Annotated in this window: 21 protein-coding genes; 11 read left to right on the top strand and 10 right to left on the bottom strand. The window is 40.1% G+C overall.

The features are described from left to right. Positions 1–4 precede the first annotated feature (4 nt). Together NSU05_RS03005 and NSU05_RS03000 are read left to right on the top strand one after the other, a co-directional pair. Entirely contained in the window at positions 5–298 is a 294-nt protein-coding gene (locus NSU05_RS03005) for a hypothetical protein (protein WP_009969672.1), read from the top strand. Positions 299–502: 204 nt separating this feature from the next. Continuing rightward, positions 503–739 carry a spore germination protein gene (locus tag NSU05_RS03000; RefSeq protein ID WP_339204439.1) on the top strand — a complete coding sequence of 79 codons (237 nt, stop codon included), beginning with the start codon at positions 503–505 and terminating at the stop codon, positions 737–739. Positions 740–778: 39 nt separating this feature from the next. On the opposite strand, the gene NSU05_RS02995 is transcribed toward NSU05_RS03000, so the two are convergent. The 4 genes from NSU05_RS02995 to NSU05_RS02980 form a co-directional block, all read right to left on the bottom strand. Further along, positions 779–1117 (bottom strand): thioredoxin family protein, encoded by a 339-nt coding sequence (locus NSU05_RS02995; RefSeq protein WP_038428419.1) that lies wholly within the window; start codon positions 1115–1117, stop codon positions 779–781. A 184-nt stretch (positions 1118–1301) separates the two neighbouring features. After that, positions 1302–1691 (bottom strand): DoxX family protein, encoded by a 390-nt coding sequence (locus NSU05_RS02990; protein ID WP_003234169.1) that lies wholly within the window; start codon positions 1689–1691, stop codon positions 1302–1304. Between the two features lie 101 nt (positions 1692–1792). Continuing rightward, positions 1793–2731: a ring-cleaving dioxygenase gene (locus NSU05_RS02985; RefSeq protein WP_038428418.1), complete on the bottom strand. Its 939-nt coding sequence runs from the start codon at positions 2729–2731 to the stop codon at positions 1793–1795. Positions 2732–2746: 15 nt separating this feature from the next. Then, positions 2747–3367 carry a nitroreductase family protein gene (locus NSU05_RS02980; protein ID WP_003244392.1) on the bottom strand — a complete coding sequence of 207 codons (621 nt, stop codon included), beginning with the start codon at positions 3365–3367 and terminating at the stop codon, positions 2747–2749. Positions 3368–3841: 474 nt separating this feature from the next. Between NSU05_RS02980 and mneP the strand changes: the two genes are divergently transcribed. The 4 genes from mneP to NSU05_RS02960 all read left to right on the top strand — a co-directional run bounded on the left by mneP (position 3842) and on the right by NSU05_RS02960 (position 7545). Next, entirely contained in the window at positions 3842–4735 is an 894-nt protein-coding gene (mneP, locus tag NSU05_RS02975; RefSeq protein WP_038428417.1) for a manganese transporter MneP, read from the top strand. 113 nt (positions 4736–4848) lie between these two features. Further along, a complete protein-coding gene (locus NSU05_RS02970; RefSeq protein WP_038428416.1) occupies positions 4849–5661 on the top strand; it encodes a MerR family transcriptional regulator in 813 nt (270 codons plus the stop codon). Between the two features lie 89 nt (positions 5662–5750). Next, complete coding sequence (locus tag NSU05_RS02965; protein WP_019712443.1) at positions 5751–6440, top strand: DUF554 domain-containing protein; 690 nt, start codon at positions 5751–5753, stop codon at positions 6438–6440. Between the two features lie 202 nt (positions 6441–6642). Continuing rightward, positions 6643–7545, top strand: a complete 903-nt coding sequence (locus tag NSU05_RS02960; RefSeq protein ID WP_038428415.1) for a carboxylesterase — start codon at positions 6643–6645, stop codon at positions 7543–7545. Positions 7546–7958: 413 nt separating this feature from the next. Here the strand turns inward: NSU05_RS02960 and NSU05_RS02955 are convergent, their stop codons facing one another. The 3 genes from NSU05_RS02955 to ydfH form a co-directional block, all read right to left on the bottom strand. Beyond that, positions 7959–10133, bottom strand: a complete 2175-nt coding sequence (locus NSU05_RS02955; RefSeq protein ID WP_038428414.1) for an MMPL family transporter — start codon at positions 10131–10133, stop codon at positions 7959–7961. Positions 10134–10248: 115 nt separating this feature from the next. Next, positions 10249–10890, bottom strand: a complete 642-nt coding sequence (gene ydfI, locus NSU05_RS02950) for a two-component system response regulator YdfI (RefSeq protein WP_038428413.1) — start codon at positions 10888–10890, stop codon at positions 10249–10251. Further along, positions 10883–12106, bottom strand: a complete 1224-nt coding sequence (gene ydfH / locus NSU05_RS02945; protein WP_038428412.1) for a two-component system sensor histidine kinase YdfH — start codon at positions 12104–12106, stop codon at positions 10883–10885. Before ydfH ends, ydfI begins: the two co-directional genes overlap by 8 nt. 267 nt (positions 12107–12373) lie before the next feature. On the opposite strand from ydfH, the gene NSU05_RS02940 reads away from it, so the two are divergent. The 3 genes from NSU05_RS02940 (at position 12374) to NSU05_RS02930 (ending at position 13222) form a co-directional block, all read left to right on the top strand. Then, positions 12374–12517 carry a hypothetical protein gene (locus NSU05_RS02940; RefSeq protein WP_003243880.1) on the top strand — a complete coding sequence of 48 codons (144 nt, stop codon included), beginning with the start codon at positions 12374–12376 and terminating at the stop codon, positions 12515–12517. Next, on the top strand, positions 12514–12693 hold the full coding sequence (locus tag NSU05_RS02935; protein WP_010886421.1) for a hypothetical protein: 180 nt from the start codon (positions 12514–12516) through the stop codon (positions 12691–12693). Before NSU05_RS02940 ends, NSU05_RS02935 begins: the two co-directional genes overlap by 4 nt. Positions 12694–12778: 85 nt before the next feature. Continuing rightward, the gene (locus NSU05_RS02930) at positions 12779–13222 is read left to right on the top strand and encodes a carboxymuconolactone decarboxylase family protein (protein ID WP_038428410.1); all 444 of its coding nucleotides are present in this window, start codon (positions 12779–12781) and stop codon (positions 13220–13222) included. A 79-nt stretch (positions 13223–13301) separates the two neighbouring features. Here NSU05_RS02930 and NSU05_RS02925 read toward each other — a convergent pair whose 3' ends face one another. Continuing rightward, positions 13302–13982 (bottom strand): winged helix-turn-helix domain-containing protein, encoded by a 681-nt coding sequence (locus NSU05_RS02925; RefSeq protein ID WP_038428409.1) that lies wholly within the window; start codon positions 13980–13982, stop codon positions 13302–13304. Between the two features lie 89 nt (positions 13983–14071). Between NSU05_RS02925 and NSU05_RS02920 the strand changes: the two genes are divergently transcribed. Further along, positions 14072–14695, top strand: a complete 624-nt coding sequence (locus NSU05_RS02920) for a flavin reductase family protein (RefSeq protein WP_003243530.1) — start codon at positions 14072–14074, stop codon at positions 14693–14695. 117 nt (positions 14696–14812) lie between these two features. Here NSU05_RS02920 and NSU05_RS02915 read toward each other — a convergent pair whose 3' ends face one another. After that, positions 14813–16261 (bottom strand): PLP-dependent aminotransferase family protein, encoded by a 1449-nt coding sequence (locus NSU05_RS02915; protein ID WP_038428408.1) that lies wholly within the window; start codon positions 16259–16261, stop codon positions 14813–14815. Between the two features lie 132 nt (positions 16262–16393). Here NSU05_RS02915 and NSU05_RS02910 point away from each other — a divergent pair, with 132 nt between their 5' ends. Further along, positions 16394–17314, top strand: coding sequence for an EamA family transporter (locus NSU05_RS02910; RefSeq protein WP_038428407.1), 921 nt, complete (start codon positions 16394–16396; stop codon positions 17312–17314). 56 nt (positions 17315–17370) lie between these two features. Here NSU05_RS02910 and NSU05_RS02905 read toward each other — a convergent pair whose 3' ends face one another. Beyond that, complete coding sequence (locus NSU05_RS02905) at positions 17371–18156, bottom strand: GNAT family N-acetyltransferase (RefSeq protein WP_082098090.1); 786 nt, start codon at positions 18154–18156, stop codon at positions 17371–17373. Positions 18157–18314 lie beyond the last annotated feature (158 nt).

The following is an 18314-nucleotide window of genomic DNA, read 5'->3' as shown; positions in this document are numbered from 1 at the left end:
CCGTATGGCTTTTCCAATTATTCACACGAACTTTTGGGATGCTGTGATAGCTGTTCCAATCATCATATTGATAACCCAAATCCTCAAAATATTATTGAAAATCCCCAAAACTTTTGTACCGTCAGTTGCCTTAATAACAGGCCTTGTCATTTCTGTTTTCATAAGCCATCGACACAGCCTCTTTTCTGGCGTATTTATGGGCTGGTTTTATGGCTACGCTGCTATAGGCTCCTACTCATCATTAAAAACGACTATCTTATCCTTCAGGCAAACGAAAAACGATACATCAAATTCATAGATGACATATAACGATCTGCCGCCTCTTTATCAGGCGGCTTTATTTCTGCTGATAGGTTGATCATCTTCAAAAGATGATCATTCACTCGCTATTATTTTTACCATTATGTTGATGCAATGATATAAAAACGCAATATCATAGAAGTAAATAGACTGCCAGCGTCCTTTATGACAGCTACTTCTGAGTGAAAGGAGTTTTTGAAGCATGCGATCTCAAATCAACATCTCAAATCTCACGATAAATGGAATGATACAAAACGCCAATACAGATATCGGACAAAACTTGCAAAACAGCCATACTGCGAACAGCAAAAATTACGGAGTGAATTTCACATTAGGAGATTACTCTCCTTCTCATTCAATTATTATTTCAGCAAGTTGTGATAATGATACAAGTGATCAAGGGCAGGTTGATAACCCTTCTTCGCCTAGTGAAGAATAAAAAAAGAACTCATTTGAGTTCTTTTTTTGCCTTATTCCTTTATTCGCCTTCATATAATCGATAAACCCTTTTCAGCTTTTGTTCAAGCTGTTCAAAATGAACAAAACGGGCTTCTCTTAGAAACTCAGTCCCATCAATGAACAAAAGAAGCACAGGAACGGTGAAAACTGAAAATCTGCCGGCGACCTCTGCTACATCGTCAGCATTGATATGCCCCAATTTGATGTTTGGAAACTGATCCAATACTATTCTGAGCTGGGGCAGAACTGCGTGACATACTGAACAGCCAGGCCTTGATATATAAATAAAACTGAATTTGTGCTGTTTGATAAAGTTTTCTATAAAAACTAATGAATGTAATTCTGTCATCTCTTTCATCCATTTACTCCTTCAAATAGGTCTGTTTTTCATGACCAAGCTCATCAATACGTATCATTCACTATACAGATTTATATTTATTATATCCGCTTTTTTGCTTTGCAGAGTACCTGCAAGCTTGCCGAAATGCCAAAATAAAAGAACAGTTACTGACAAGCAGCAACTGTTCTTACATACTTTCGTATTAAAAATGCAAAGCGTAAGCTCCTGAACCGATGAGTGCAACCCCTATGGAAACTGCAATGAGCACCAGGTTATATTCAAAACCTCCCGCGCCATTCGCAAAACCTTTCGCTCCATGGACTTTTACGATGGCACCTAACATGATGATCGTTATGATAGCAGCTCCAAGCGGGAGGAATACGCCTAAAATAAATAGAATTCCGCTTACTAACTCCCCAAGACCTGATAGAGCGGCCGCAACGTTTCCTGGTTTCACCCCAATTGATTCGAACCATTGTCCGGTTCCTTTAATCCCGTATCCGCCAAACCAGCCGAATAATTTTTGTGTGCCATAAAACAAAAACACCACACCAATCATTATACGAATAAGCAACAGTCCTGCATCTTCCATTTGTATCTCTCCTCATCTTTGATTTCATCTGATTCTGTGCTGACAGTACCATCCAGCAATCATCAATTGAATATATGTTTCTTTATTTTTTATGTGTCAAATCAATCTAACTCTCTTACTTCAAACGGCAGCAGCCCTTGTTCAATTTGTGTGCGATGCGGTTCATATTGCACAGGCAGCATCAGTTTTTCGCCCATTGTTTCCTGTGTTTCATCATGTGCAAAGCCTGGGGGATCAGTTGCGATTTCAAACAGGATTTCCCCGTGTTCCCTGAAGTAAATGGCATTAAAGTAGTTTCTATCCCGAACAGGAGTTACACCATATCCGTGGGAAGCAATATATCTTTGCCAATCTAACTGATCTTCATCATCGTTAGCCCGCCAAGCGATGTGATGCACCGTTCCGGCCCCCATTTGCCCGCGGCCAATAGGCGTTAACTTAAGGTCAATCACATTTCCGATATCACCGGCGGAACGATAACGAACGAAGTCTCCTTCTTTGCCGACTCGCTCCAGCCCCATGATGTTTTCTAAAAGGTCAGCGGTTTTGTCAGGCTGCGCTGATAATAGGGTTGCACCCCCAAAACCTTTAATGGCAACATCGGGCGTTACTTCTCCGAAAGTCCACGTATTAGCCTCTCCTTCTTCTCTTTCCACGATTTCTAAGTGCAGTCCATGAGGATCATCAAATTCTACATATTGTTCCCCAAAGCGCTCGATTTTGGTGTAGGGAACGTTGAACTTTTCTAGTCTCTTTTCCCAAAATGCCATAGCCCCTTTCGGCACGACATACGAAGTCACGCCAACTTGACCGTCTCCAATGACGCCTTGGCGGGCTCCGGCCCACGGAAAGAAGGTAATGATTGTTCCCGGCTTCCCGCCTTCATTCCCAAAATAAAGATGATACGTACCTGGGTCATCAAAATTGACAGTTTGCTTGACCAAACGAAGCCCAAGCACTCCTGCGTAGAAATCTGTGTTCTCTTGAGGGTGACCGACAATCGCTGTAATATGATGAATTCCCATCGTTTTTTTCGCCATTTTTATCCGCTCCTTTTACATATACTCAACAAACTCATTCACAGGCTTCCGGTAGCCGCGCGGTCTTCTGCTCTCTGTTTTTTCTTTTCCAATCGTAATCATCATGACAACCTCAAATTGGTCGTCTATGTTCAAAATCCGTTTTACGGCTTCCGCATCAAAGCCGATCATCGGGCAGGTATCCCAGCCTTTTTCCTTAGCACTCAGCATAAACATCATCGCAGAAAGTGAAGCATTCCTTATCGCCTCATCTCTCTTAAATTGTTCTCCCCTGTTTTCATAAAACGAAACGGTGTCTTGCACCATGTGGTCATACTCTTGCTTATTTAATATCCCCAATACCTTTAAACCTTCATAGATATCGGCCGCTTGTTGATATGCCTGCTTATCCCCTAATACCAAGAGAACCGCAGAAGAGCTAACCACTTTATATTGTCCGTTTGCGGCCTGCTTCAGCTTTTCCTTTACGTCCTGGTCAAGAACCGTCACATATTTTGTATGCTGCAAATTAAAAGCCGATGGTGCCAATGCAACCAATTCAAACATCTCATTGAGATCTTCTTTTGTGATTGGATGACCTGAAAGAAAATTGCTTGCAGATCGTCTTTCATTGACTAAATGAGTAAATTCAGCCATTACGCTACACTCCCTTTTATCTCGAATTCGAGATATTATGTTATAAAAAATCATATTGAATATTGTGTAAAAGAACTGACAACGATTGAACACTTAGAGTTGCGCTTGATCGTTGATCTTTTCAATCAAATGTCTCGAATTAAAATATCTTGAATATGAGATAATAGTGAAATACAGATCTTCTCATGTCAATAGGTTTTTGAAAATTAGGTGGAAATTTTTCACTGACGGCAGCATTTTAATGGCGAATCATCACTGTTGTTACATAAGAACTCATTTGTTTGCTGTATGACCTTTTAGCATAGCTCCAACTTTTTTTCTGTCACCTTATTTATTAGTAAACAGGAAACAACGTTGCTATAGACCCACTCGAAATTGAATTGGTATGATAAGCAAAGTGATTACACAGGAAAGGATACGGAGAGCGTATATAGAGCACTCCTATTTTTTTGTGCAGTTTTATAGGAGGAAAAAATGGCAAGTGAAAGAGAACAAATAAGCAGAAAAGTTGCTTTGATTGCATTGATCGCCAATCTGATCTTAATGGCAGGAAAGGTCTTTTTTGGGCTGGCAGGCGATAGTGAAGCCGTGTTTGCAGACGGAATACATTCCGCGGCAGATGTCGTTGCTTCGATTGCAGTCTTGGCAGTGATCGGCATTTCCAATAAACCGCCCGATCAAGACCATCCTTTTGGTCACGGAAAAGCTGAAGTCATTAGTGAGGCGATTGTAGGAATTATCTTAGTGATCGTATCCGTTTATATCCTCATAGAAGCGATTCTGTCCTTTGTTAAAGGGCCAAGCGTTCCCCAATACAGCGCATTGTTTGCGGCTCTGATTTCATACGTGGCTAAGGAAATCTTATATCGTTATTCTATAAAGCAAGGGGAAAAATGGAACAGCAAAGCGATTATAGCGATTGCGTACGATCATAAAGGCGATATCGTTGCCTCTCTTGCCGCTTTTATCGGCGTCCTGTTGGCTATCATCGGAAACACCCGCGGCTGGCCCTATCTGTTGTACGCAGATGCCATTGCCAGTGCAATCGTTGCTTACCTCATTTTTAAGATTTCAATGGAATTAATCAGGCCGTCTGTTGATGTGCTCATGGAAAAGAGTGTTGATCCCGAGCTGATAGAGGAATATAAAGCTGTTATTTTTCAATGTGATCAAGTAAAACGAATTGATAGAATCCGCGCGCGAGAACATGGCCACTATAAATTGCTTGATGTCCGTTTATCTTTGGATCATGATTTGACAATTAAGCAGGGACACGACATTGCCCGCGAAATTCGGAATGAAATCAAAAGACAGTTTTCAGATGTAGAAGAAGTGCTCATCCATGTAAATCCTTATTTCGAAGAATGAAAAGCTCCTTTTTAGAAGGAGTTTTTTCTTTTTGCTGCAAACTTTACCTTTAGAACTCGCCCGTACTATATAATGTGGATGTATATAATCATAGGGACAGAAAGGTTGTTAGAATGAAGGAATTTTTTTCGATTGGAGAAGTGTCAAGGTTATTCAATGTGAACATCTCTGCTCTTCGGTATTATGATGAAATCGGCCTTTTGAAACCGGAATATAAAGATGGGCAAACGAACTATAGATATTATTCTACCCAACAGTTTGAGCGGCTGGATACCATCAAGTATTTGAGGGCCCTAGGCCTGCCAATCAATAAGCTTCTTGATTTTTATAACTCTCAAAATACAAACACTCTTCTTCATTTACTAAAAAGCCAGCAGGCTGAAATTGATCGCAAAAAGAAAGAATTGGAACGCATTGAACGAAAGATCTCCCGACGCATCACACATATAGAAGATGCCGTTAACATGCCGTTATATCAAATTACAAAAATCAAACTTCCCGCAATGCGTGTGGCTTACTTGCAGCATGAATATGTTCTCGGCCATGATATCGAACATTCGTTAGCTGAATTGAGAACCCACCTGAATGTGAACGAAGATATATTCATAGGCAAGATCGGTTTATCCATATCAGCAGCAAATGTGAAAGCAAAACAGTTTGACAAATATTCCAGTATATTTATGATTCTTGAAGATGAAAATGAAAAAACTTCTTCAGAAATCATCTTTCCTTCAAGAGAATATCTGCAAATTCGGTTTAAAGGGTCACATCCAGAAGCCGAACCATACTACAAAAAATTACTGGCATATATGAAAGAACATCATTATGAGGTAGCAGGGGACTCAATCGAAATCACACTCATTGATTATGGCATTACGAATAACCTAGATAATTACGTGACTGAAATCCTGCTGCCCATCAAATAATCTCATGAATATGTTTTGATTTCCCTTGACTCTCTACTAACTAGAGGGTTTATTTTTTATGCAGGAATGATTTTTGGAGGAGAAAGCTTATGTTTGGAACGATTTTTAACACAGTGATGATCATTGCAGGAAGCATAATCGGGGGGATATTCAAAAAAGGCATTAAAGATGAATACCAGGATATTTTGATGCAGGCAATGGGATTCGCTGCGGTCGCACTGGGGATCAACGCCATTACACAGCATTTGCCTGATAGTAAATACCCCATTCTATTCATCGTGAGTTTAGCCATTGGAGGTTTGCTAGGCCAGATCATCAATTTAGAATTACGATTCAACAAGCTGGTGAACAAATTTTCTAAAAGCAATTTAGCAGAGGGCTTATCAACTGCGGTCTTATTATTTTGTATAGGCTCGCTGTCAATATTAGGCCCTGTTGAAGCCGCTTTGCATGGAGATTATACATACCTCCTGACAAACGGGATGTTAGATGGGATCACCTCCATTGTGCTCGCTTCAACTTTTGGTTTTGGAATAGCGGCTGCCGCCATTGTATTATTTGTCTGGCAGGGCTCCATCTATTTATTTGCTAAAGTAATGGAGAGCGCAATCAATACAGACCTTATTAATGAAATCACAATTGTGGGAGGCATACTCATCCTCAGTTCAGGTCTAAGCATTCTTGGAATCAAGAAGTTCAAAACATTGAATTTGCTGCCTTCCCTCTTGATCCCTCCTGTTGTGATTTTTGTGATTCATGCATTTGGATTGCGGCTTTAATGAAGCGGCTCCACAAAGGAGGTTAATATTCTGTTATATTGATTTTCAATAATCTGTTCCAATCGTTTTATTTCCTTTTCATCTTAGATTTGACGTCTAATAACAACTGTATTATATTGTAAATAAAGTCTGTTATATCAAAATCAAATTCCCCATCACGAAACGGCACATTCATTTAAATAAAATTGGGAGGGGCATTTGTATGTCAAACCATTCATCTAGTATTCCCGAATTAAGTGACAACGGTATCCGCTATTATCAAACTTATAATGAAAGCCTTAGTCTTTGGCCGGTCCGTTGGGAATCATTCTATATATCTACTCGTTTTGGTCAAACACATGTGATTGCAAGCGGCCCAGAGGATGCCCCGCCGCTTATATTACTCCACGGAGCATTATTCAGCTCGACGATGTGGTATCCCAACATCGCCGATTGGAGCAGCAAATACAGAACTTATGCAGTTGATATCATAGGTGATAAAAACAAGAGTATTCCTGAGAATGTAAGCGGTACAAGAACGGATTACGCCAATTGGCTTCTTGATGTGTTTGACAATCTGGGGATCGAAAAGTCCCACATGATCGGACTTTCGCTTGGCGGTCTCCATACGATGAATTTCCTTTTACGTATGCCTGAGAGAGTAAAAAGCGCAGCTATACTGAGTCCGGCAGAAACGTTTTTGCCATTTCATCACGATTTCTACAAATACGCTCTTGGCCTTACAGCGTCAAATGGAGTTGAAACATTCTTAAATTGGATGATGAATGATCAGAATGTGCTGCACCCGATTTTTGTGAAGCAGTTTCAAGCAGGGGTAATATGGCAGGATGGAGCAAGAAATCCAAATCCTAAAGCCGACGGATTTCCGTATGTTTTTACCGATGAGGAATTACGTTCAGCAAGAGTTCCTATCCTATTATTACTTGGTGAACATGAAGTCATCTATGATCCCCACTCAGCCCTGCACCGAGCCTCTTCATTCGTTCCAGATATTGAGGCGGAAGTCATTAAAAATGCCGGACATGTTTTATCGATGGAACAACCCGCTTACGTAAATGAACGTGTAATGCGTTTTTTCAATGCAGAAACAGGCATTTCACGGTAAGGGCTTATAAGATAGTGATTTGCATTCATAAAGTCCTGCAATATGCTTCTAGCCGGGCATTTCAAAAAATAGAGTCCCTCTTATGGACTCTATTTTTCTTGGACAAAACCCGCAGCTGGTTTTGTGTGCTTGTTTCTTTAGGTTTCTTATATGATCAGTTGGTTTATTCTTAGAATTATCAAGAACCTAGGCATCACGGAGAGAAGGCAGCGTCAAAAAAATCATTTGATGTGCTTTATCACTTCTCCTGGAATGCCTGCTAGTATGACGCAGCTTCTGCCAATATGAAACAAAGTTCCATCCATATCGAAAATGAGTGATTGTGCCATAAGTGTCTCCTTTTAACTGCCGACTTCATCTTCTAAATACTATCATATGCAAAAAAGCAGATCATTAAAGATCTGCTTTTTCTATTACACACTGATTTGTTTCTTTTGTTCATGATCTATTTCCGGCTGTATTTCCTTTGTCAGTTGATGCCCTTCTATATCCACATTCGGAATAATCTTGTCTAACCATTTCGGCAAATACCAAGCTGCATTCCCCATCAGCTTCATGACACTTGGAATCAGTGTCATTCTTACAATAAAGGCATCAAAGAGTACACCAAAGGAAAGAGCCAGCCCATTGGCTTTAATAGAAGCTTCGCCTGCAAAGATAAATCCTGCAAAAACGAAGATCATGATCAAGCCGGCTGCTGTAACAACAGGACCACTGTGTTTTAATCCAGCCTGAATGGCTTGTACTGGATTGTTTGTTTTTACATATTCTTCACGCATTCTGCTGACAAGGAATACTTGATAATCCATGGCTAACCCGAACAGAATCCCAATAGATAAAATCGGCAGGAACGCGAGTATCGGCCCTCTTTCAGGTATTTTGAAAAAGTCGATGAGATTCCCGTCTTGCAAGACAAATACACAGATTCCAAGAGTGGCTGTCATCGTCAACATGAAACCTGCAACAGCAACAAGCGGCACAAGCAGCGAACGGAAAACGATGGTCAGCAATACAAACGCAAAGCCAACAATAAGTACAGCAAACACCGGTATCGTATCATTGAGGCGATCTGAAATGTCAATATTCACTGCAGTCGATCCAGTAACAAGCAAATCTACTCCGTTTTTATCTGATAAACTGCGTACATCGTGTACCAAATCTTTCGTTGTGACATCATTTGGACCTGTTTCCGGAACGACCGTAATGATGGCAAAGTTCCCTTCTTTATTAGGCATTGCAGGGGTGACACTTGCTACATGGTCTAAGCCCTTTATTTCTTTCACTGCATCTGCGAAAGCCTCCGCCTTATTTTCTGTAGCATTTGTGGCATCCGCTACGATTGTTAATTGGCCATTAAATCCTTCTCCAAAGCCTTCGGCAAGCAAGTCATATGCCCGGCGATCCGGATTATCCTTAGCTTTCATCCCAGCATCAGGCAAGCCCAGTTCCAAATGCATAGATGGGATACTAATGACGATCAAAATCAGAATGCTGCATACACTTAGCATGATAGGATTTTTGGTGACAAAGCGTCCCCAGACATTTGTTTCAGTGCTTTGTTTTTCTATTTTCTTGTTTGATTTCGGAATCATCCGCTTCCCTGCAATCGATAAGACCGCAGGCACAAGTGTGATGGAAGCCAAAACAGCCATCAGTACACTAAGCCCTGCTGTCAGCCCCATCGCAGACATAAAAGGAATGTTAACGACAGTTAATCCGCAAAGTGCAACGATAACAGTAAGTCCGGCAAAAACGACTGCGCTTCCCGCTGTTCCCACGGCTCTCGCAATTGATTCATTCTTTTGTATGCCTTCGCCTAAAAACTGGCGGTGTTTCGTAAAAATAAATAAAGCATAATCAATACCAACAGCAAGGCCAATCATTCCGGCTAATGAAAGACTGACGGAAGCAATATCAAATACTTGTGTCCCAATCAAAACCAGTCCAATACTTACACCTAAACCAATCAGTGCAGTTAAAATCGGCAAACCTGCTATTAATAAAGAACCGAATGTAATGGCTAAAACGACAAAAGCCAAGATAATGCCGACAATTTCAGAGACACCGCCTATCTCCATCTCGGCTCCCGGTACATCTCCGCTTAGCTCAGTTTGCAATCCTTCATCATCAACCAGTTTCAAACTGTCTTTTAAGTGTTTGATAGAGTAATCCTTTATATCATCTGCTGATGATTTATACTTGATATCAGCATAGGCAACTGTGCCATCTTTCGCGATTGTCCCTGTCACAAAAGGACTTGCAATCGAGTCAACAGAATCATCTTTACTGATTTCTTTGAACGTATCTTCTATTGCTTTTTTTGCTGGCTTCCCAGTAAGTTTCTCCCCATCACCAGCACCGAAAATAACCCGTATGCTCCCTTTATCAGGACCATGAGGAAATTCTTTTTGAATCACATCCATCGCTTTTTCCGAAGGTGTGTCAGGTATGGACATATCCTCAGAAAAACTTGGTTTCAAGGTCACTGCAAGGCCTATCACAGCAACTAACACAACGATCCACACACATATTGCTTTTATGCGATTGCGAGCAACCCATCCTCCTAATGTATATAACATTTTTGACATGATAATCTCCTTTCAACACATTGCTTGATCACATTCTTTCTCATTGTAGTTGACAATGAAATGAAAAAAACGTACATTCGGGCATGTACGTTTGGGCAATTTTCAAATATGCAGTTTAGTTGTCTATTGTCAGAATACCTTTTTGCATGGCAATCGTTACTGCCTCAGTTCTTGAATTCGCGCCTAATTTATTGTAAATGGACGTTAATCTGGACTTTACTGTTCGCTCAGAGACGCCCAAATCAAAGGCAATCGCTTTGCTTTTAAGACCTTTAGCAATTGCTTTTAGAACTATGACTTCCTTTTCTGTCAGCTGCGTCTCACTGCGCTGCTTTTTCATCCGCTCAAATTGGATTTCATGCAGACGTTTAAGGATATCAGGCTGCAATAGCACATTTCCTCTGATCGCTGCATCCATTGTGTGAAAAAGGGTTTCTGAACTCGTATCCTTTAACAGATATCCTTTCGCTCCTAATTCAATCCCTTCGATCATTAAGTGATCTTCATTATATGTAGTCAAAATAATGATGGGGGTATCGTGTTGTTCTTTTATTTGTTTAATGGCCTCTAACCCGCTCATCTCCGGCATATACAAATCCATCAGAATGATATCCGGTTCTAATTCATCTGCAAGACGGACTGCGACTTTTCCATTTTCCGCCTCTCCTATAATGGTGTATTGATCATTCGTTTCAATTAAAAGCTTCAGACCTTCCCTCACGACAAGATGGTCATCAACGATTAAAACCTTATTCATCTTGCATCTCTCCCTGAATTGGTACAGTGATCTCAATTTGTGTTCCTTTCAATTTTGTACTCTTGATATTGAATTGGCCATTTATTGCCCTGACGCGTTCTTGTATGCCAAGAAGCCCATAATGTCCTCTCTTTTTCTTTCCTTTTTCAACATCAAATCCCTTGCCGTTATCCTTAACTGTTAAATGGAGCCTTCCCTTTTCATCATCCCAAATGGATATCCAGATTGTTTTCGCCTCAGCATGCTTTGCCGCATTCGTCATGCATTCTCCAATGATGTAATAACAGTTTTCAGCTGAACGCACATCCAGCACCTGATGCAATCTGTAATCTAATAAACAAGCCATGCCTGTCGACTCTATAAAATGATCCATTAGCGAGGTAATTCTTTCTTTTAAAACACCGATTTCTTCTGATTTTCTGCGGAGATCGTCAATAGCTGAACGTGCATCAGCTAATGTGCTTTTCACTCTTTTCATCGATTGTTGTATGATTTCCTTCGCTCTCTCTGTGTTGCCTTTGGCGAGATGAACATGAATCGCATCCAGCTGCATATTTAAACTGACAAGACCTTGAGCAAGCGTATCGTGTAAGTCTCGAGCCATCCGCTGTCTTTCGTTCTGCAGCGTCAGCTGTTCTACCTGCTGATGAGCCAGCTCCAGCCTTTCAAGAGTCAATTGAGCTTTTATTTTTTCATCGACTTGGGCAAAAAATGTTGCAGCATAAGTGATGATGACAATCATGATTGGCCCAGCAATAACAATAAAATGCAAAACTTCACCTTTATGAAGGTGAAACGCCGAATTTATGACCAGCAGCAGCAATAGATAAAGAATGAGAAAAGTCCTTCTTCTGTCTGCCATTCCTATGATTTGTCCAATTAAAAATGCATAAAGGCCGATAATGACAAGTATAAAGAAGCCAGTCATGAGATTAGCAAGTGCAAAGGTGATCAAACCTTGTACCGCGAAATACAGAATCACTCTTTTCTTAACCCAGCGATATGAGTGCCAATGAAGCAAAGCAAAAATGGCGATTAATATGGTAAACGCATAAAGCAATAAAATGGACCAGCCCCCAGAAACAAATTGCAGCACGATAGAGGCTATATAGATCATGAGAATAAAAGCCAGGCCCGGCACTCTGAGTGCAAGCATGTTTAATGCCCGCCTATCATGTGAGTAATATTTATCTTTAAAAGGATTCCTTATAAGCAAACCTTATCCACTTCCTTTACCTGTTTCACCGAATAGAGATTCATGAAAATCGAACCCATATTTCAACGTGCAAACATACATGTATCCAATCATTTTATAGGAAGAGAAGGAACACAACAATATCAGGTGCAGGGAAACATTAGAGTTTCCAACAAGTGATCATTGCCCAAACGTACATGAACGTTCTGCCTCTATGTACGTTTTATCTTTTCAAATTTACCTTTAAAATCATAAGGAACTTACTATTCATTGAAGGAATGATCATCATTGAAATCGATTGATCTCACAATTTTATCATTAAAGAGAAAAGGAATCCGGACCGAAAAGGTATTAAAAAATCAGAACCCTGATCGATTAAGCCATATGACAGACAAAAATGCGCAACCAAAAAGCAAGGAAAAAGAGGAATGAACATGTATTGGTTTCTAGGTGCTTTATTATATTTTCTGATCGGTACTTATATATTCATTAGAGTCACTAGAGACAGCCAATCAGGCTCATGGATACTGCTTGCATTAGCAGCTCCACTCATCATTGCTGGCTACCCTTATTTTTATTCAAAGAAGCTTCTTTCCAAAAGACGCTGAAACAGCTGTCATTCAAACCGCACATTGGTAAAATGATCAATACCGGGATACAATCTAGGTATTCTATGGAAAGGAGTCTTGCTTTATGAGTCAAAGAGTGTCCTACTATGAGATTGCACCTGAAGGTATGAAAATCATGATGGATATGGAGAAATACACGAAACAATCCTCAATTAACCGAACGACGAGAGAACTAATCAAAATCAGAGTCTCTCAAATGAACGGCTGTACCTTCTGCATAGATATGCATACGTCCGATGCCCGCAAAATGGGAGAAACTGAACAGCGAATTTACTGTTTACATGCTTGGAATGAATGTGATTTTTACTCACCTGAAGAGAAAGCGGCTCTCGAACTATCTGAACACATCACGCTCATTCCATCTAAAAGGGTTCCTGATGAGCTATATCATCGGGTGCGGGAACATTATGATGAGGAACAATATGTTGACCTTGTTCTGATCATTAATCAAATAAACAGTTGGAACCGCATCTCTATTGCAATGGGGAATCGAGCTGCTTCAAAATAAGAAGAAGGAGTAAGATTAGAACAAATCTTACTCCTCCTAGATATCGTGCCTCATCATCTGATGTTTCCGCTTCAAAATCCTAAATCTTCACGTTTAGGTGCTTTTCAAACGCGATTTTCCCGCTTTGTGTAATCCTAATCGCTCTCGTTTTAGGCATACGAACGATCCATTCTTCTTCTAACATGCGCACCAATAGGGCGTTTCCTAATGCTCCTGCAATATGATGCTGCCGTTCACTCCAATCCAAACAGCAGCGGGCAAAGGCTCTCCTCTTATTCCGTTGTTGCTCTTCATTGATGCCTAACTTCGAAAAGAATAAAGCACCCTCTGAAGTCACCTCAAAGTTTAAATCAACTTTTTTTAACATCCCCTGCTCAACTAGTGAATGTGCCATTTGCACGCCCACATAACCTGCCAAATGATCATAACAGGTCCGGGCGAAATGCAAGTCCTTTTTCTCTTTTGACTCTTTTAAAGATTTGACTTTTGCTTTAGGCGCAATATGAAGCAATTGTTCGATCACATTTGCAACATCTGAGTCAGCCAATCTGTAATACCGATGTCTCCCATGCTTCTCTACGCTAATCAGCTTTGCTTCAAGCAATTTATTCAGGTGAAAACTTGCAGTTTGAGGTTTAATGTTAGCGAGATATGCAAGCTCTCCCGCAGGGTGTATCCTTCCATCCATCAGACTGAGAAGAATGGAAGAACGCGAGGGATCTGATAGCAACGAAGAGATTTTTGCAATATTAGGATTCATGATTTTCCTCCTTACATTCATATTTCGATGATAGTTGAAATGTTAATCCTTTACAATATAAATGTAAGCGTGACAAGGAGGAAAAAACGTTGGACATCAAAAAACAAGACACTCGTCGATTTAAGGAAATCAAACCCAAGATCATGTATTATGGTACCTCGACATTTCTTCTAACCACATTGAATGAGGATGGAACCACTAATATTAGTCCTATGTCTTCTTCTTGGGCTCTTGGACATTATATAATCCTTGGAGTAGGACTGGGAGGAAAAGCCATCGACAATTTGGAAAGACACAAAGAGTGTGTCATAAACTTGCCTGGCCCGGATTTATGGGAAAACGTTGAAAGAATTTCATCTTATAGCGGAAAAAAGAGTATACCGCCTTTAAAGAAGCAGATCGGATTTACATATAAAAAAGAAAAATACGAGGCAGCAGGGTTAACGCCTTTACAATCAAAAACAGTATCACCAACACGAATTAAAGAATGCCCTATCCAAATCGAAGCCGAAGTGAAACACATTCGGCTTCCAGAATATGAATCGTCATTCGCAATTGTAGAGACGCAGGCACTACATTTTCATGCCGAGGAAAGTATCATTCTGGACGAAAACCATATCAACCCTTCCAAATGGAGCCCGCTTATCTATAATTTCAGACACTACTTTGGTTTAGGAAGAGAAGTCGGAAAGACTTTTCGTTCAGAGACATGATTATTTTAAGACCGAACCATGATTTGGTCTATTCTAGTAACCCTTGTTATTATCAGATCAAGCGATCATTAGGCTTGATCTCTTTTTTAGTGAAACATCCATTTAAGGATATAAAAGTTACCTGCTTGCCAATTCTTTAATCATTAAACCCAACTCATAAATCCCCTTTTGAAGGTCTTCAAGAGATGCATAAGCATATGATAAGCGAATATAATTCCCTTTTTCCTGAGCATAGATACTGCCGAGATTGATCAGAATCCCTTTTGATAAGGCTTTAGTATAAAGTAATTTCATTGATATGGAAGGCAATATTTTTATCCAGACAAAAAACCCTCCTTTTGGGATATTCCATGTCGCCACTTCTTTCAAATGAGTTTCTAAAGCACTCAAGGCCAATTCTCTTCTCACCTTTAATTGCTGCCTAACCTTTTCTACATGCTGCTGGTAGTGGCCGGAAGTAAACCACTCTGCCGCTACTCTCTGGGATAGCGAACTGGATCCGTAATCTGTTTGCATTTTAATGTCAGATAAACGTTCAATCACCGGTTCCGGTCCGACGATCCATCCAATCCTCAAACCTGGGCTTAATGTTTTCGATAAACTTCCTATGTACAGTACGTGTCCATTTTTATCAATTGTTTTAATAGGATATGGCGGAATTTCATCGATCCATAACTCACGATAAATGTCATCTTCAATAATAGGAAGCTGTGTATTCTCACTTACTGCTAGGATTTCTTCCCGTCGCTTTTTAGACATAAGAATACCAGTCGGATTGTGAAAACATGGATTTGTATATAAGATAGCCCTTCCCCGCTCTCCTCTTGTTAAATGAACATTTTCAGGCAAAAGTCCTTCATTATCCATAGGAAGTCCAGTCAGCTTCATACCAGCTGATTGAAATACGTGTAATGAATAAAGGTAGGAGGGCTGATCAAGATAAACGGTTGATCCTCTTTGTAACAGCCCCATTGATATCAGCTGCAAGGCTTGCAACGCTCCTGAGACAATCAGAATGGAAGAAGATGAGACGTTGATTCCAATGGTTTTTAAATAGTTGCTTAATGCCTCCCTCAAAGGTAAGTAACCTTTTGGTTCTTCATATCCGAATGCCTCCATGTGTTGAGATACCTTCCCCATTATTTCTTTCATAACAGCCAAAGGAAAAATCTCAGCTGAAAGTTCACCTTTACTGAGCTGTATAAGGTCTGTATTTGATTCTGATTGATTTATCTCTTGAACGATTTTTCGGCTTGGCATCTGAATGCCAGAGGTGACATATTGATCCCAATCGGGAGCAGAATTCTTAGCCATCAGTGTCCATGTGTTGTTGATAACAACTGTGCCTTTCCCCATTGTGCCTTCTATTAGCCCATCGGCCATCAATTCCTCTAACGCTGTAATCACTGTGCTCCGATTTACCTGAAAATCTTTTGCAAGCGTGCGCTGGCTTGGAATCTTGCTTCCAATCGGCCACTCTCCATTTCCTATTTTCTCTTTAATAAAATGAACGATTTGTCTGTACTTAGGGAGCTTTTTCATCTTTTTTTCTTCTGGAAAGCTCATAGAATCGGTCTCCTTAAAATAAATTGGTTGGGTCAAAATCCGTTTAACTGGTTGAAGCCATATCACCAAATCTTTATTAATATAAAAACACATTAAATAACTGGTTGGTTTTTGTAAAGAGGAGTGGGAAATATGCAAAAGAAAACAGTTCAATTGATAACCTCAAACAGTCTGATGATCTGTTTATGGGCATCTGCTTTTCCGGGAATTCGCGCAGGACTAGAAGGGTACACACCAGAACACCTTGCTTTATTTCGTTTGTTAATCGGCTCTATGGCATTATTGCTTTTTGCTGTTTTGACTCAGATGCGCCTACCCGACTTGAAAGACATTCCTGCCATTTTTCTTTTAGGGTTTTTAGGATTTGCACTCTATCACATTTTGCTGAACATCGGTGAAAAAACAGTTAGTGCCGGAGTTGCAAGCTTACTCGTTACTACGGCACCGATCTTCTCAGCCATGCTATCCCGCCTGTTTTATAAAGAGCATTTTGGATTTACGAAATGGCTTGGCTCTATGATCAGTTTATTGGGTGTATTATTGATTGCATTTGGGGCGGGAGACTTTACATATTCAATGAGCGGTATCTTGGTCATCCTGCTGGCAGCATTTTCGGAGAGTATTTATTTCGTTTTTCAAGCCCGCTATATAAAAAAATATGGTTTTATTCCATTCGTTACATTTACCATTTGGGGCGGAACAATACCTATGCTTGTGTTTCTGCCAGGCTTAGGCGAAGAGATGATGAACGCTTCAATAAGCGCAACTTTGTCTATCGTTTACTTAGGATTATTGCCGACGGTTATTCCTTACTTCGCACTAGCATATGTCACTTCACTCGTCGGTGCTTCAGAAGCAACCCTTTCACTTTATGTTACACCGGCTTTAGCCTTGATCATATCTTGGATCTGGATCGGCGAAATACCCACACTGCTCTCTCTGCTAGGCGGAGTGGTTACAGTTGGCGGGGTATGTTTTACCTACCTAAAAGTAAATAAAATGAATAAGATTTTCATCACCCATTTTTCTGCTAAAAGGGTAAAAAAACTCTAAAACAAAAAAGATACCAACATCGGTTGGTATCTCCTTTTAAGGTTCTTTCATTAAGATTAGCCAGAGTAGTAAATAGTGTATTCCGTTACCGGCTTAAACCCTAGTTTAGCTGCTAATGCAATGGACGAATTGTTGCAGATATCACAATCCCAGCTAGGAACAATCCCATTTTCCATACAAAACGCTATAAACCTATTTGCTACGCAATAAGCTAACCCCAGTCCTCTATATTCCTCAAGTGTATAGATATCCATTTCCGCTCGATTATGCCCTAAAAATATAGAAGTACACTCACTTACTACATGATTGCCATGTAATACGGCAAATCCAAAACCTTTTGAAGCAAACTTTGAGACAGAATTCCAATACTCCTCATAATAAGCGCTGTTAAACGCTGTGCTGTGTGAAATGATGTCTTCGTCAATTCTTTTCAATACAAGCCCCTTTGGCAGTTGCAAAGTCTTTTTGAAAGATTTTGGTTGATAAGAAAATGCAGCTCTTCTCATTTGGTTCAAGTCATCTTTCAGTATGGGTTTCAGTACACTATCCCATGTATCACTGGAAGAAAACAAGGTAAATCGTTTTGATGATTTCACTTGTTCTTCATAATATCCTGCAATGAAATCATGAAAATCCCGATTCCCTTGGTCTCCCGCAATAAAATAAATGCCTGATTCAGTTCCTATAAAAAACGATTTAGGAAAGGTTTGATCATCTGCATAAACAGCTCCCGGAATGGTTTGGTCTAATATTGAATAGACAAATGTGGGACAATATTTGTCATCAAACATTGTTTTTAAGCTACTGTATTTTTCTTTTGTTAATTCCTGCAAAACAGACAACTCCTTTAAAACACCGTCTCCTTCATGATTCTGTTCACAAATCAATTTTCCTCTGTCACCAGCTAAATAACTTCCCTGTTACGAATCTCAGACAAATAAAAACAGGTGTCTGCACTCAGCTCGCAGACACCTGTTGAACAACACATTGCATTATATAA

The sequence above is a fragment of the Bacillus sp. EU52 genome, from assembly GCF_037964975.1.
In the GTDB taxonomy this organism is placed as follows: domain Bacteria; phylum Bacillota; class Bacilli; order Bacillales; family Bacillaceae; genus Bacillus; species Bacillus subtilis.
Note: the sequence above shows the minus strand (reverse complement) of the source record. Positions and strands in the feature narration are given on the sequence as shown.

Bases quoted from the DNA above. Each gene is read 5' to 3' on its own strand.
- NSU05_RS03005 (WP_009969672.1), top strand. From the start codon at position 5: ATGGCTTTTCCAATTATTCACACGAACTTTTGGGATGCTGTGATAGCT.
- NSU05_RS03000 (WP_339204439.1), top strand. From the start codon at position 503: ATGCGATCTCAAATCAACATCTCAAATCTCACGATAAATGGAATGATA.
- NSU05_RS02995 (WP_038428419.1), bottom strand. From the start codon at position 1,117: ATGAAAGAGATGACAGAATTACATTCATTAGTTTTTATAGAAAACTTT.
- NSU05_RS02990 (WP_003234169.1), bottom strand. From the start codon at position 1,691: ATGGAAGATGCAGGACTGTTGCTTATTCGTATAATGATTGGTGTGGTG.
- NSU05_RS02985 (WP_038428418.1), bottom strand. From the start codon at position 2,731: ATGGCGAAAAAAACGATGGGAATTCATCATATTACAGCGATTGTCGGT.
- NSU05_RS02980 (WP_003244392.1), bottom strand. From the start codon at position 3,367: ATGGCTGAATTTACTCATTTAGTCAATGAAAGACGATCTGCAAGCAAT.
- mneP (WP_038428417.1), top strand. From the start codon at position 3,842: ATGGCAAGTGAAAGAGAACAAATAAGCAGAAAAGTTGCTTTGATTGCA.
- NSU05_RS02970 (WP_038428416.1), top strand. From the start codon at position 4,849: ATGAAGGAATTTTTTTCGATTGGAGAAGTGTCAAGGTTATTCAATGTG.
- NSU05_RS02965 (WP_019712443.1), top strand. From the start codon at position 5,751: ATGTTTGGAACGATTTTTAACACAGTGATGATCATTGCAGGAAGCATA.
- NSU05_RS02960 (WP_038428415.1), top strand. From the start codon at position 6,643: ATGTCAAACCATTCATCTAGTATTCCCGAATTAAGTGACAACGGTATC.
- NSU05_RS02955 (WP_038428414.1), bottom strand. From the start codon at position 10,133: ATGTCAAAAATGTTATATACATTAGGAGGATGGGTTGCTCGCAATCGC.
- ydfI (WP_038428413.1), bottom strand. From the start codon at position 10,890: ATGAATAAGGTTTTAATCGTTGATGACCATCTTGTCGTGAGGGAAGGT.
- NSU05_RS02935 (WP_010886421.1), top strand. From the start codon at position 12,514: ATGAACATGTATTGGTTTCTAGGTGCTTTATTATATTTTCTGATCGGT.
- NSU05_RS02930 (WP_038428410.1), top strand. From the start codon at position 12,779: ATGAGTCAAAGAGTGTCCTACTATGAGATTGCACCTGAAGGTATGAAA.
- NSU05_RS02925 (WP_038428409.1), bottom strand. From the start codon at position 13,982: ATGAATCCTAATATTGCAAAAATCTCTTCGTTGCTATCAGATCCCTCG.
- NSU05_RS02915 (WP_038428408.1), bottom strand. From the start codon at position 16,261: ATGAGCTTTCCAGAAGAAAAAAAGATGAAAAAGCTCCCTAAGTACAGA.
- NSU05_RS02910 (WP_038428407.1), top strand. From the start codon at position 16,394: ATGCAAAAGAAAACAGTTCAATTGATAACCTCAAACAGTCTGATGATC.